The organism is Algibacter sp. R77976 (assembly GCF_044594645.1).
Taxonomy (GTDB): Bacteria; Bacteroidota; Bacteroidia; order Flavobacteriales; family Flavobacteriaceae; genus Algibacter_B.
In genome coordinates this window covers 197,243-209,743 of sequence record NZ_CP138989.1, presented here as the reverse complement: position 1 = coordinate 209,743, position 12,501 = coordinate 197,243, and the positions used below count along the sequence as shown (strand labels likewise).

Sequence of the window (12,501 nt, the reverse complement as noted above, 5' to 3'; positions counted from 1 at the left end):
ATAAATGAAAAGAATAATAGTAATCTTATGTTTGGGCTGTGTGTTTTTTAGCTGTAAGTCTAGAAAAGGCATTGTAACAAAAAAGCCTAATAATACTTCCAACCAAATTGGTAATAAAAAAGAGGAAACTAATACAACTAAAGTTTACGCAAATAATACAGAGCGTTACATTGATGTGCATAAAGTAACGGCACAACAAGAAATGAATTTGTACGGTATTCCTGCTAGTATAACATTGGCACAAGGGATATTAGAATCTGGTTCTGGAAATGGCAGATTATCAGTTGAAGCTAATAATCACTTCGGGATTAAATGCCATGGGTGGACAGGTAAAAAAATCTATCATGATGATGATGCGGAACAGGAATGTTTCAGGAAATATAAAGATGCTAAATACTCGTTTAGAGATCATTCTTTGTTTTTAAGTGAAAGAAGTCGGTACTCTAAATTGTTTAAACTTAAAAAGGAAGATTATAAAGGTTGGGCAAAAGGCTTGAAAGCTGCAGGATATGCCACAGATAAAAAATACCCTCAAAAGCTTATTAGTTTAATTGAGCGTTACAAATTACATGAGTTCGATAAAGAAGTGTTAGGCGATAGCTATGTCAAGTACGAAAGCCCTTCAACTCAAGAACGAACTATATATACAGTTGTTAAAGGGGATACTTTGTATTCTATTTCTAGGGCATATAATATTTCAGTAAAGGAACTTCAAAATATAAATGGTTTGAGCGATACTGCGTTAAGCATAGGGCAGGAGTTAGTTGTTAAACCATTATCAAATAATTAATATGATTTATAAGAGAAGCAGCGCATTGTTCGCTGAAGCGGAAAAAGTAATACCGGGAGGTGTAAATTCGCCAGTAAGAGCGTTTAAAGGTGTTGGAGGAACTCCAATTTTTGTAAAAGAAGCCAAAGGCGCGTATTTGTATGATGAAGATGGAAATCGACTAATTGATTATATAAATTCTTGGGGACCTATGATTTTAGGTCATGCTTTCGAGCCTGTTGTGAATGCCGTTGTAGAAAAAGCCAAAAAAGGAACATCTTTTGGTATGCCAACAGAAATTGAAACGCAAATTGCAGAGTTGGCAGTTTCTATGGTGCCAAATATTGATAAAATTAGATTTGTAAATTCTGGAACAGAAGCCTGTATGAGTGCGGTGCGTTTAGCAAGAGGCTTTACAGGGAAAGATAAAATTATAAAGTTTGCAGGCTGCTATCATGGACACTCAGATTCTTTTTTAATTCAAGCAGGAAGTGGCGCAAGTACTTTTGGTACACCAAATAGTCCTGGTGTTACAAAAGGAACAGCAAAAGATACTTTGCTTGCACGGTATAACGATATTGAAAATGTAAAGGCTTTAATTGAAGCCAATAAAAACGAAATAGCCTGTATAATTATTGAACCAGTTGCCGGAAACATGGGCTGTATACCTCCTAAAGCAGGTTTCTTAGAAGCGCTTAGAAATTTGTGTGATGCGCATAATATTTTATTAGTTTTTGATGAGGTGATGACGGGGTTTCGCTTAGCAAAAGGTGGTGCACAAGAATTGTTTGGCATTAGTGCAGATATTATTTGCTTCGGAAAAGTAATTGGTGGCGGTTTACCCGTTGGAGCTTTTGCGGCTAGAAATGAGATTATGAATTATTTGGCGCCCTTAGGACCGGTTTATCAAGCGGGTACATTAAGTGGGAATCCCTTGGCTATGGCTGCTGGATTGGCCATGCTTACAGAGTTGAATAATAATGCTGAAGTATTTAATAGACTAACGGAAAAAACAGAGTATTTGCATGAAGGTATTGCTAAGGTTTTAAATGAAAATAATATTACGCATACCATAAATAGACTGGGTTCTATGATTTCTGTTCATTTTGATGAAGCTGAAGTTGTAGATTTTGATACTGCAGCCAAAGGAAATAATGATACTTTTAAAAAATTCTTCCATGGGATGCTTGATGCTGGTGTTTATATTGCACCAAGTGCTTTTGAAACTTGGTTTATAACGGATGCTTTAAGTTATGAGGATTTAGATTTTACTATTGCTGCAGTAAACACGGTTGCTAAAACCCTTTAATGGATAGTTTGGGGATTGTCTGTTTGTAATTTAATATACAATATCATTGCTGTTTTATGGGGCTTAAGTAATACATATAATTTGTTTTTTCGATTATAAAAAAACACTATGGAAGAATTTTGGAATGATAGATATAAAAGTGAACAATTTGCTTATGGTGAAGCGCCAAATCATTTTTTTAAGGAGACAATTATCAAACTTAAACTTAAAGGAAATTTATTACTGCCAGCCGAAGGAGAAGGTAGAAATGCAGTTTACGCAGCTAAAAGAAACTTAAATGTAACAGCATACGATATTAGCGTTGAAGGAAAGTTGAAAGCGAATAAACTGGCGAAAAAAAACAATGTTGAAATTGATTATAAGGTTGGAGATTTGAATAAGCATAACTTTAAAGAAGCAAGCTTTGACGCCATTGGTTTAATTTATGCTCATTTTTCAAAAAACAAACAAGAAATATATAAGCAATTAATAAAATTGCTTAAGCCGAATGGGTACTTGATTCTTGAAGGATTTAGCGTGGATAATTTATCTTACAGAGAGAAAAACCCGAAAATTGGAGGTCCTTCTAATATTGATGCACTATATTCAATAGAAGAAATGAAATCCACTTTTAAGGATTTTGAAATTATTCAATTGGAACAAGTTGAAACTGAACTTAGCGAAGGGGAATATCACAACGGAATTGCAAGTGTTATAAGATATGTCGGGAAAAAACTTGCGTTGGATAAGCATATATAATCAACAAAAATAGACGTGTATTGAAATGTATTTGATGGGTTTTTTTGTCACCAACTAAATATATCTTTATAAGGTAGCAGTATTAAAAAACACATCCCAAAATTTTGGGATGCGTTTTTACATCAACTAAACTATAATCAAATCAACTAAATCTTTATTCTTTTTCTTTACGACTATCTTTTTTCATGCCTTTCTTTCTGTCTTTCCCTTTCTTACCTTTTTTGGCTAGAGACTTCTCCCATTTAACATATTGGTCTTCGTTTAAAATGTCTTTCATTTTAGCTTTCATAGCAATTTTATGATCTAATCTTGCATTTTCCATTTCTAAACGTTGCTCTGGTGTTGGTTTTTTAGCCTCGCCACTTTCTTTTTTAGCTTTACGTTCTGCCATCATTTCTTTTCTTTTTGTGGCATTTTCTAAATTTATTTTTTGAATTTTTTCTTGTTGCGATTTATTTAAATCTAGAAACAAGGTCATTTTTTTGGTTTGGATAGTGGCAATGTCTTCGGCAGGAAGGTTCATCATTTCTTGTCCTCTGTTACCTTTGTTTTGTTTTCCTTTTTTTTCTTGTGCAATAGCTTGTAAGCTTACAAGTGCTAATGCGATAATTAATATTCTTTTCATTTTATATATTGTTTTAAATGTATTTGTCTTTAGGACTTTGAAATATTAAAAGGGTTTAATATGGATGTTTATTTTAACGCCATATTAACATAGTTGAGCTTTTGTTTTGGAAACGGTTTTGCGTTAGGGATTGCAGCGGAAAGCCCACAGCGAGGCACGAGCGAGGACTTGTAGCGTAAAGCCCGACCCTTGTGGTAACGCCCAAATATTTTTATTTTTTAAACGGTGATTTATTTAGAAATAGGAATTTTTAAGCTAATACCGGTTTGGAAATCTGGTGCGTTGTTTACTTCTAAGTCTTCTTTTATAAAGAATGTTAGTTTGTATTTTGGCGTGCCGTAGGTGTAAATAAAATTCCAACTAGATAAGTGCTTGTAAAGTGTGTAAACGCCGTTATGCCAGCCGCCATTTATTTCTCGCCATTTACCAAGTAGCTTGTAATAATTTGCTTCTTCTTTTTTATTGTAACGGGATTGTATATGGTAGTTTATACCAAACGCATTGTAGTTGCCTTTTTTTGTGTATTTGGTTATTTCCGCTTGTCCCTCGAAGGTTGCTAAATATGGATTGTTGCCTAAATCGATAACCTCTTTAAAGTTAATTATGTTTTTACGTAGTAGGTTTGTGCCTAAAGCAAAGTTTAATTCGTAATTGTTTTTTAAGGCGAGTTTTTTAACAGCATTTGCAGAAATCCCAACATCCATAGAGGCATTGAATCTTGAGGTATTCCAGCCTAAATGTGTTCCGAAATTTACATATATATGTCTGGTGTTGTTAATTGCTAGTTTTGGATAGTAGTAGTGGCTAACTTCAAAACCTCCAGTAAAAAAGGCGTTATTGTTTAGGTTTAATGTGTTTCCGTTTCTGTCTTGGTAAGTAAAATTGACTTGGTTTAAACCATAGTAACGCCTACCAAATGGGTCTTCGCCACCAGCAACATTGCTGTGAAACCATTCTATGTTTTGATCGCTTGTGAAATATGAGAATGGATTTTTGCCTTTGGTTATTAAATATTGACGCATGGTAACTGTTAATTCGTGACGCGCATTAATGGGAATGTTGGCGGTTACTCTAAATTCTTTAATAACGGCATCGATAACAATATTCATATAATCGGCTGGTGTAATGTCTTGGTCTATGAAATTAAATTGTCGGTCGTGCCATATTACTTGGCTAAGCCGTTCTCTAACTGCCGGATCTTTTGGAAAATAAGCTTCAACAAAAGGTTGAAAGTTGTTTCCGCTAGTATAATTAAATGCTAAAGTTGTTTCTTTTGGAGGTGCATATTTAAAATTTGTGTTTAAGCGGGAGCTAAATATACCAAAGTGATGTGTTGATAATATGCTAGGATTTTCTATGCCATTTTTAATAGATAAACTGTCTCTCTCTTGAGCAGTTAAATGTATACTACATAAGCAGAGTAAAATAAAAAGTATCCTTTTTGGCATCGCGCAAAAATAAGCAAACTTTAAATAAATATTGATTATGAGTTTGTTAATTCTAGTTGTGCTTGTTTTATTAATTGTAATGTAACTTGAAATAGGTTTGTGTTGTGCATTTTACTTTTTAGGTAGCTGTAAAAACTTATTACAAAAATATCTTCTTTGTGTGTTTCAAGCCAATTAAACGCATTTTCAACTTTGTTTTTAAAAGCATCAGTTGTAACATTTTCGGGGTGCTTATAATACATTTCAATAAAACTTAAATAGGTAATAACGCGTTGTTGGTTAATACTTATTAAATACGGATAGTAACTTCTTTTAAAACTTAATAATTTAGATTCAACTAAATTGATGTTTTGTAATTCGATGTGTAATAAGATTTCAATAAGATTCTTTTTAATTACCCATTCTTTACCTGCTTTTTCGGTGTACCAAGGGTCGGTATGGTAAAATTTTGAAATTAATGAATGTGCTTTTTTTAATTCGTTCTTTTGAAAATGAAACACAATAAGGCTTAAACGTATATCTAATAAGGTTTCTGTGTCTTGGTGTTTAGGTCTAATAACAGGTTCTAAAATTTGAATCGCTTTATCTTGCTCGTTGCTATAGTTATGATTTAAAGCTTTTAGCAAATGGTACTTTAATTTGAAGGTGTTGTGGTATTTCTTCTTTTTTAAATTCATGTGTTGAACCATGAGCTCTAAATACTGTAGTGACTCTTTAAATTTTTTATTTCTGAAAAGTGCATTTGCTATGGCATATAAAATCTGAATATGATAAAATAGTTGTTTCTCTTTATTCTTGTGACTGATGATGGATTTGTAGGTGTCTATTAAAAAAGGTTCTATCTTTAAGTAATCTTTAGTGATAAATGCTGAAATACTTGAAATGGTTACAAGTTGATATAACGATTTAAAAGACATAGAGTCATTTATGTCTATGCTGTGTTGTTTGAGTGTATTGTGTAAAATGGTTTGAAAATCTAATACTTCACCTTTATATGAAATGCTATTTAAGGTTTGCCTGATTTTTGCATAAACGATATTGAGTTCGTCTTCTAACTGAATGTTTTTTTGATTGTTTTTGAATTTTAAAGTGAGCGCATCAATTTTAGCTAAAGGGTTTGCGTAGGCATATTGAATTTTAGTGTGATAAATTTCGTTTTGCAAAGCGAATAAAGAATGTTCTATAGCCAGTACTTCAGCTTTATCTAAAATTTTATAAGCAACCTTGTATTGTTTTTGCTGTAAAAACGATTTTGATGCTAATATATATTTAATGATTTGCATGTTAACCGAACCTTCTTCTTGCAATCTTTGGTTGGCTGTGAAATCAATTAAGGATTCGTGTAATCGTTTTCTAAGTGCATGATAGGCGCCTTTTTTAGTGTTTTTATAAAGTTTTGTGCAAATCTCGTTAGAGTTTAACTCATCTTTTAGTAATAGATTAAATAGTTGAACATTTTTAGTGTCCTTGCGTTTGTTCTTTTTTTCTAGATAAGTGATGAATTTCTGTTGGTCTTCATAAGAAAACGTTGAAATTATTTCGTTTAAACCAGTCATTTAATCGTCATTAAAAAGGGTAATATTTCAATAAAAATAATGTTTTAAGACGATATAGTATAATTTATATCGTCAGTTTTATAAAAAATATGTTTTTCGAGATTTTAATTGATTTCGCAGTTTTGCCCTGTAATCATTAAAACAAAAAATTATGAATTATCAAACAACAGTTTCAGTAGATGAAAAATCAAAAGAAACAAAAGTTAAAAAAGAAACTAAAGTTTACGATCAAAAACCAACCTCTGCTTTTATTGGAGCATCTTGGTCTGCATTATTAATTGGTATGGCGTCTTATTGTATTGGTTTATGGAATGCCGATATGATGCTTAATGAAAAAGGATACTACTTTACTATTTTACTTTTTGGGTTGTTCTCTGTAATCTCTGTTCAAAAAGCGGTAAGAGATAAAATGGAAGAGATTCCTGTAACCGATATCTATTATAGTATTAGTTGGTTTACTACAGTTACTTCTATTGTGTTATTAGTAATTGGCCTTTGGAATGCCGAGTTGCTTTTAAGTGAAAAAGGGTTTTATGGTATGTCTTTTCTGCTAAGTTTATTTTCTGCCATTGCTGTTCAGAAAAACACAAGAGATGTTCAGTATATAGATAGAAATAATGATGAAGATATTTAATAAGTTATATGTTATCAAAACGAAAAAATAAAAGGGTTGTTTTGATGGTTGGTTAGTTAACCCAAAACCTCGTGGTTAATAGCTGCGAGGTTTTAAATAATTATCTTTAAATATTAATTTTAAAAATCATGAATTCAAAAATTCAAAACGATATAAAAGAACTTGTTGAAGAGCAAGTTATTACTAGTGAAGTTGCTGTAAATATTAAGAGCTATTATCAATCTAAAAAAGCAGATACTCCAAACAGGTTGTTTACTGTTTTTGCAGTATTGGGTTCCACTTTAGTTGGTTTAGGTATTATTTTAATTTTAGCGCACAACTGGGATAATTTTTCAAGAGCCATAAAAACAGTTTTTGCTTTTGCACCATTAATTATTGGGCAATTTATTGTTGGTTATTCTATATTAAAGAAAAAGAGCATGACGTGGTTTGAAGCTTCGGGTGTGTTTTTGTTTTTTGCTGTTGGTGCAAGTATGGCTCTGGTGAGTCAAATTTATAATATTCCTGGCGATTTTAGTAGTTATATGCTAATTTGGATTTTGCTTTGTGCACCATTAGTTTACCTTTTGAAATCTAATGCTTTAGCAATACTGCATATTGTTTTTGCAACAAGTTATGCTTGTTCATTTGGATATTTTGATGGAAACCAAACCCCTTGGCTATATGTTTTGCTTTTAGCTATAGTAATGCCGTATTATTATCACTTATTAAAAACTAAAAAAACGCATAATATCACTTCAGTTTTTAATTGGCTTTTGCCATTAAGCGTTGTTATTGTATTGGGAGCTTTTGTTGGTAATAGTGAAGCGTATGGGATTTTAATGTATGTCATTCTGTTTGGTCTGTTGTATAATATAGGTAAGATACCTTTTTTAGATAATCAGAAATTAAGACGAAATGGATATTTAATTTTAGGCTCTTTAGGAATCATTTATATGTTATTACTAACAAGTTTCGAATGGTTGTGGGAAGATATTTTAAGACACGATATTGTATTTGATTCTCAAGAGTTTTATATAACAATAGTGCTTTTCTTAACAGCATTGGGTGTGCTGCTCTTTTCGTTTTCAAAAAGGTGGGTTAAAAAAATCAACCTATTTCAATATGTGTTTATCATTTTTACAATCATCTTTTTTATGGGCATAACTGGTAGCTTTATTTCAATTATATTAATTAATTTATTGGTTCTAGCCTTAGGAATTATAACAATAAAAATTGGAGCAGATAAATTTCATTTTGGCATTTTAAATTATGGTTTATTAATTATTACAACACTTACAGTATGTCGTTTTTTTGATACTAATATGAGCTTTGTTCTTAGAGGTTTATTGTTTGTAAGTGTTGGTGTTGGTTTCTTTATAACCAATTATGTGATGTTGAAAAGACAAAAATCAAAAAATAAATAGAAATTAAGCAGATGAAAACAATACATATATTCATACTATTTATAGTAATTGCATTGGCACAATTGTTCGTGCCTGCACAAATGATTTTTAATCAAGAAGCTATTATAGAAACAGGAACAGTTTATAAATTTAAAACACAACCCGTAGATCCTAGTGATCCTTTTAGAGGGAAATATATCACCCTCAATTTTGAGCAAAATACTTTTGTAACAACAGATTCCATTTGGAAAAGAAAAGATAAGGTTTATGTTTATTTTGAAACCGATAGTTTAGGTTTTGCAAAAGTAAATCAAGTAAGTAAAGCGCCTTTAAGTGTTATGAATGATTTTATTGTAGCAGATGTTAGTTGGTATAATAAAAGAGAACAGATTTTAAATTTTAATTTGCCTTTTAACCGTTATTATATGGAAGAAACCAAAGCTTATGATGCCGAAGTTGCTGTAAGAGATAGTCAACGCGATTCTTTGCCAAATAACACTTATGCTTTGGTCTTTATTAAAAATGGTGAAGCTGTTTTAAACGATGTTATTATTAATGAAATCTCTATTAAAGATTTTGTAGAGAAAGACGAATGAGAAGAATTAGAGTTAAAATATAAAGTTAGTTTTTGTGTCTGGTTTGAGTAAGTTTTCTTAAAAAATTAACATATTCAATATGCAACTCTTAAAGAAAAATTAAAATACTTAAAACTTCTGTTAAACATTTCTAAAAGACACTCGCTGAAGACGATAATTAACTGATATTTGTAATGAGTTTAGTTAATTAGTTTAGTTTGGTTATTAAAAAAGCCAGTAATTTCAAAAATTACTGGCTTTTTTATATTTATATTTTAACACATGTTATATCACGCTAACAAATAGTCCGTCTTCTGTTTTTTCAACTTTAGCAAGATTGTTTTTAGTTAATTCTTTAATGGTTTTATCCCATTTTTTATTAGATAAACCAGATTGCGATTTTAACGTAATAAGTTCTAGTTTTTCAGCTTTTTTCAAAATTTCAAAAACAGCTTTAGCATCTTCACTAACGGCAACAGCTTTTTTCTCTGGTCGCATTTGCGGGAAGAATAAAACTTCTTGTATAGATTGGTTATTCGTTAAAAACATAATTAATCGGTCCATGCCAATTCCCATTCCAGATGTAGGAGGCATACCGTATTCTAAAGCACGTAAAAAGTCATGATCTATAAATTCGGTAGCTTCATCATCACCCTTAGCAGCTAATTTTAATTGATCCTCAAAACGCTCACGTTGGTCAATAGGGTCATTAAGTTCAGAATATGCATTTGCAATTTCTTTACCACAAACCATAAGCTCAAAACGCTCAGTTAATTCAGGGTTATCTCTGTGCTCTTTGCAAAGCGGACTCATTTCTTTTGGGTAGTCTGTAATGTAAGTTGGCTGTATGTAGTTGCCCTCACATTTCTCTCCAAATATTTCATCAATAAGCTTGCCTTTACCCATGGTTGCATCAACTTCAACACCTAAATCTTTGGCAGCTTGTCTTATTTCATCTTCAGTTTTTCCAGTAATGTCAAAACCTGTAAAATGTTTTATAGAATCTGCCATGGTTACTCTAGCATATGGCGCTTTAAAATCTATTTCATGCTCACCAAAAGTAGCTTTTGTAGTTCCGTTTACTGCAATAGCACAATGCTCTAGCAAACGCTCACAGAAATCCATCATCCAGTTGTAATCCTTGTATGAAACGTAAATTTCCATAGCGGTAAACTCTGGGTTGTGCGTTCTGTCCATCCCTTCATTTCTAAAGTTTTTAGAAAACTCATAAACACCATCAAAACCACCAACAATAAGTCGTTTTAAATACAACTCATTAGCAATACGCATATATAAAGGTACATCCAAAGCATTATGGTGTGTTATAAATGGGCGCGCTGCAGCACCACCTGGTATAGGCTGTAATACAGGAGTTTCAACTTCAAAGTAGCCAGCATCATTAAAAAACTGACGCATCGCGTTAAACAATTTAGTACGCTTAACAAACACCTCTTTAACTTTTGGGTTTACTACCAAATCAGCATAACGTTGTCTGTAACGTTGCTCTGGGTCGGTAAATGCATCGTACACTACGCCATCTTTTTCTTTAGGTAAAGGCAATGGTTTTAAAGCCTTACTTAGCAAAGTAAAGTCTTTAACTTTTACTGTTTTTTCGCCAACTTTGGTGTTGAATAATTCGCCTTCAATCCCAATAAAATCTCCAAAATCTAAAAGCTTTTTAAATACCTCGTTGTATTTAACTTTGTCTTCGCCTGGGCAAATTTCATCTCTGTTAAAATACACTTGTATTTTTCCTTCGGCATCTTGTAATTGAGCAAAACTCGCTTTTCCTTGTACTTTTACCATCATTAATCGTCCGGCAATTACAACTTGTTTGCCTTCTTCAAATTGGTCTTTAACCTGTTTCGAGGTATGGTTTACCGGATATAAATCCGCAGGATAAGGGTTTATACCCAAATTGCGTAATTTTACTAACTTTTCTCTTCTTACTAGCTCTTGCTCAGATAATTGTGACATGCTCTAAATACTATGTGAAAATTTTTAAGGCACAAAGATAAACATTTGATTTCCTATTCTAGTCTATTGATTTATGAATTTTTTGGGCGTTACCACAAGGGTCGGGCTTTACATTACAATCTTTTTGCTCGTGCCTTACAAAAAGGATTTTCATTACAATCCCTAACCTTTAGTTTGCATAAAGAATAATACACTAAATTTATTCAAAGGAAAACAGAGGTGAACTACATCCCTAACTAAGTTAGTCTTATGCTGCGTATTAGTCCTCTGTTTTCTCCTTAGAATTTAAGTTGAAAAGCTTCAAATAGAATAGTAGACGTCAGAGGTCTAATAAAGGTTATAAAGCGATTCAACATTTTTTAAAAACTTAATATAAAATTATGAAAAATTATTCATTTCATGTTGGCATTGACATCTCAAAATTAAAATTAGATGTGGTTATAGTAGATAAAACAAATCCCATGTCATTGGAACATTTCGTTGTTACGAACAACACCAAAGGTTTAAAGCGAATGCTTACAGTTTTAAAAAAAAGAAAAATAGATTTAGAAAGTACCCTGTTCTGTTTTGAAAACACAGGTGTTTACACATTTCCTTTAAGCTGTTTTTGTTTTGAAAATGAGTTTGATTATTGGATTGTTCCAGCGGTAGAGATTAAGCGATCTAAAGGCATATCAAGAGGTAAAAGTGATAAGTCTGATGCTAAGGATATCGCTTTTTATAGCATTCGCAATATAGATAAGCTACAACTATCAAGTGTACCAGAGAAATCAATCCAGCAGTTAAAATTACTTTTTACTGAGCGCGAGAAAATCAAGAAATCCCTTTTACTATTTGGTTCAACTAGAGAAAATAAAGGGTATACGTCGTTAGATGTTTATAAAACAGTAGAGATTCAGAACAAGAAAACAATTAAATTTCTTAAAGCGAGCTTAAAAGTTATAGATGCTAAGATGCGTGAACTTGTAAAGCAAGAGCCTAAATTAAAACGTCAATTTGAGCTTATAAAAAGTATTAAAGGTGTTGGCGAGAAAACGGCTATTTATTTTATAATAGCAACTAAAGGGTTTAAGGTCTTTGACTCGGCTAGAAAACTAGCCTGTTATGCAGGAGTTGCACCTTTTGAGTACAGCTCAGGCTCAAGTATTAGAGGAGGTACTAAAGTTAATCATATGGCAGACAAAACAATGAAGTCTTTACTTCAAATGTGCGCCTTATCAGCCGTAAAGCATGATGCACAATTAAAAGCTTATTACTTAAGAAAACAAGATGAGGGGAAAAATAAAATGTTGGTTCTAAATAATGTGAGATGTAAAATTATAGGTCGAATTTTTGCTGTAATTAATAGAGATTCTCCTTTTGTAGACACTTATAAATTTGTCGCATGATTTTTAACGAAAACTATTTGTTTTCTATCATAGAATACGCAAAGTGTAACAAACAAACAACTTATACGTCAAATAAGTAAATCATCAATTAAAATTG

11 protein-coding genes are annotated in these 12,501 nt (G+C 32.0%); 7 read left to right on the top strand and 4 right to left on the bottom strand.

Annotation, left to right across the window (positions count from 1 at the left end; genetic code table 11):
- Positions 1-4: 4 nt before the first annotated feature.
- The 3 genes from SJY43_RS00910 to SJY43_RS00900 all read left to right on the top strand — a co-directional run bounded on the left by SJY43_RS00910 (position 5) and on the right by SJY43_RS00900 (position 2,816).
- On the top strand, positions 5-790 hold the full coding sequence (locus SJY43_RS00910) for a glucosaminidase domain-containing protein (protein ID WP_396601969.1): 786 nt from the start codon (positions 5-7) through the stop codon (positions 788-790).
- 1 nt (position 791) lies between these two features.
- A complete protein-coding gene (gene hemL, locus SJY43_RS00905; protein WP_396601968.1) occupies positions 792-2,078 on the top strand; it encodes a glutamate-1-semialdehyde 2,1-aminomutase in 1,287 nt (428 codons plus the stop codon).
- A 108-nt stretch (positions 2,079-2,186) separates the two neighbouring features.
- On the top strand, positions 2,187-2,816 hold the full coding sequence (locus tag SJY43_RS00900; protein ID WP_396601967.1) for a class I SAM-dependent methyltransferase: 630 nt from the start codon (positions 2,187-2,189) through the stop codon (positions 2,814-2,816).
- Between the two features lie 154 nt (positions 2,817-2,970).
- Here SJY43_RS00900 and SJY43_RS00895 read toward each other — a convergent pair whose 3' ends face one another.
- The 3 genes from SJY43_RS00895 to SJY43_RS00885 all read right to left on the bottom strand — a co-directional run bounded on the left by SJY43_RS00895 (position 2,971) and on the right by SJY43_RS00885 (position 6,445).
- Complete coding sequence (locus tag SJY43_RS00895) at positions 2,971-3,441, bottom strand: hypothetical protein (RefSeq protein ID WP_396601966.1); 471 nt, start codon at positions 3,439-3,441, stop codon at positions 2,971-2,973.
- A gap of 230 nt (positions 3,442-3,671) precedes the next feature.
- A complete protein-coding gene (locus SJY43_RS00890; protein WP_396601965.1) occupies positions 3,672-4,889 on the bottom strand; it encodes a hypothetical protein in 1,218 nt (405 codons plus the stop codon).
- Positions 4,890-4,924: 35 nt separating this feature from the next.
- Positions 4,925-6,445, bottom strand: a complete 1,521-nt coding sequence (locus tag SJY43_RS00885; RefSeq protein ID WP_396601964.1) for a hypothetical protein — start codon at positions 6,443-6,445, stop codon at positions 4,925-4,927.
- A gap of 151 nt (positions 6,446-6,596) precedes the next feature.
- Here SJY43_RS00885 and yiaA point away from each other — a divergent pair, with 151 nt between their 5' ends.
- The 3 genes from yiaA to SJY43_RS00870 all read left to right on the top strand — a co-directional run bounded on the left by yiaA (position 6,597) and on the right by SJY43_RS00870 (position 9,060).
- On the top strand, positions 6,597-7,079 hold the full coding sequence (gene yiaA, locus SJY43_RS00880) for an inner membrane protein YiaA (RefSeq protein WP_396601963.1): 483 nt from the start codon (positions 6,597-6,599) through the stop codon (positions 7,077-7,079).
- Between the two features lie 128 nt (positions 7,080-7,207).
- Positions 7,208-8,485: a DUF2157 domain-containing protein gene (locus SJY43_RS00875; RefSeq protein ID WP_396601962.1), complete on the top strand. Its 1,278-nt coding sequence runs from the start codon at positions 7,208-7,210 to the stop codon at positions 8,483-8,485.
- An 11-nt stretch (positions 8,486-8,496) separates the two neighbouring features.
- On the top strand, positions 8,497-9,060 hold the full coding sequence (locus tag SJY43_RS00870; protein ID WP_396601961.1) for a GDYXXLXY domain-containing protein: 564 nt from the start codon (positions 8,497-8,499) through the stop codon (positions 9,058-9,060).
- A gap of 264 nt (positions 9,061-9,324) precedes the next feature.
- On the opposite strand, the gene lysS is transcribed toward SJY43_RS00870, so the two are convergent.
- Entirely contained in the window at positions 9,325-11,016 is a 1,692-nt protein-coding gene (gene lysS / locus SJY43_RS00865; RefSeq protein WP_396601960.1) for a lysine--tRNA ligase, read from the bottom strand.
- Positions 11,017-11,396: 380 nt separating this feature from the next.
- Between lysS and SJY43_RS00860 the strand changes: the two genes are divergently transcribed.
- Entirely contained in the window at positions 11,397-12,404 is a 1,008-nt protein-coding gene (locus SJY43_RS00860) for an IS110 family transposase (protein ID WP_396601757.1), read from the top strand.
- The last annotated feature ends 97 nt before the right edge of the window (positions 12,405-12,501 follow it).

Coding starts and splice junctions, on each gene's coding strand:
- SJY43_RS00890 (WP_396601965.1), bottom strand. CDS start 4,889: ATGCCAAAAAGGATACTTTTTATTTTACTCTGCTTATGTAGTATACAT.
- SJY43_RS00885 (WP_396601964.1), bottom strand. CDS start 6,445: ATGACTGGTTTAAACGAAATAATTTCAACGTTTTCTTATGAAGACCAA.
- SJY43_RS00900 (WP_396601967.1), top strand. CDS start 2,187: ATGGAAGAATTTTGGAATGATAGATATAAAAGTGAACAATTTGCTTAT.
- SJY43_RS00910 (WP_396601969.1), top strand. CDS start 5: ATGAAAAGAATAATAGTAATCTTATGTTTGGGCTGTGTGTTTTTTAGC.
- yiaA (WP_396601963.1), top strand. CDS start 6,597: ATGAATTATCAAACAACAGTTTCAGTAGATGAAAAATCAAAAGAAACA.
- SJY43_RS00870 (WP_396601961.1), top strand. CDS start 8,497: ATGAAAACAATACATATATTCATACTATTTATAGTAATTGCATTGGCA.
- SJY43_RS00860 (WP_396601757.1), top strand. CDS start 11,397: ATGAAAAATTATTCATTTCATGTTGGCATTGACATCTCAAAATTAAAA.
- hemL (WP_396601968.1), top strand. CDS start 792: ATGATTTATAAGAGAAGCAGCGCATTGTTCGCTGAAGCGGAAAAAGTA.
- SJY43_RS00875 (WP_396601962.1), top strand. CDS start 7,208: ATGAATTCAAAAATTCAAAACGATATAAAAGAACTTGTTGAAGAGCAA.
- lysS (WP_396601960.1), bottom strand. CDS start 11,016: ATGTCACAATTATCTGAGCAAGAGCTAGTAAGAAGAGAAAAGTTAGTA.
- SJY43_RS00895 (WP_396601966.1), bottom strand. CDS start 3,441: ATGAAAAGAATATTAATTATCGCATTAGCACTTGTAAGCTTACAAGCT.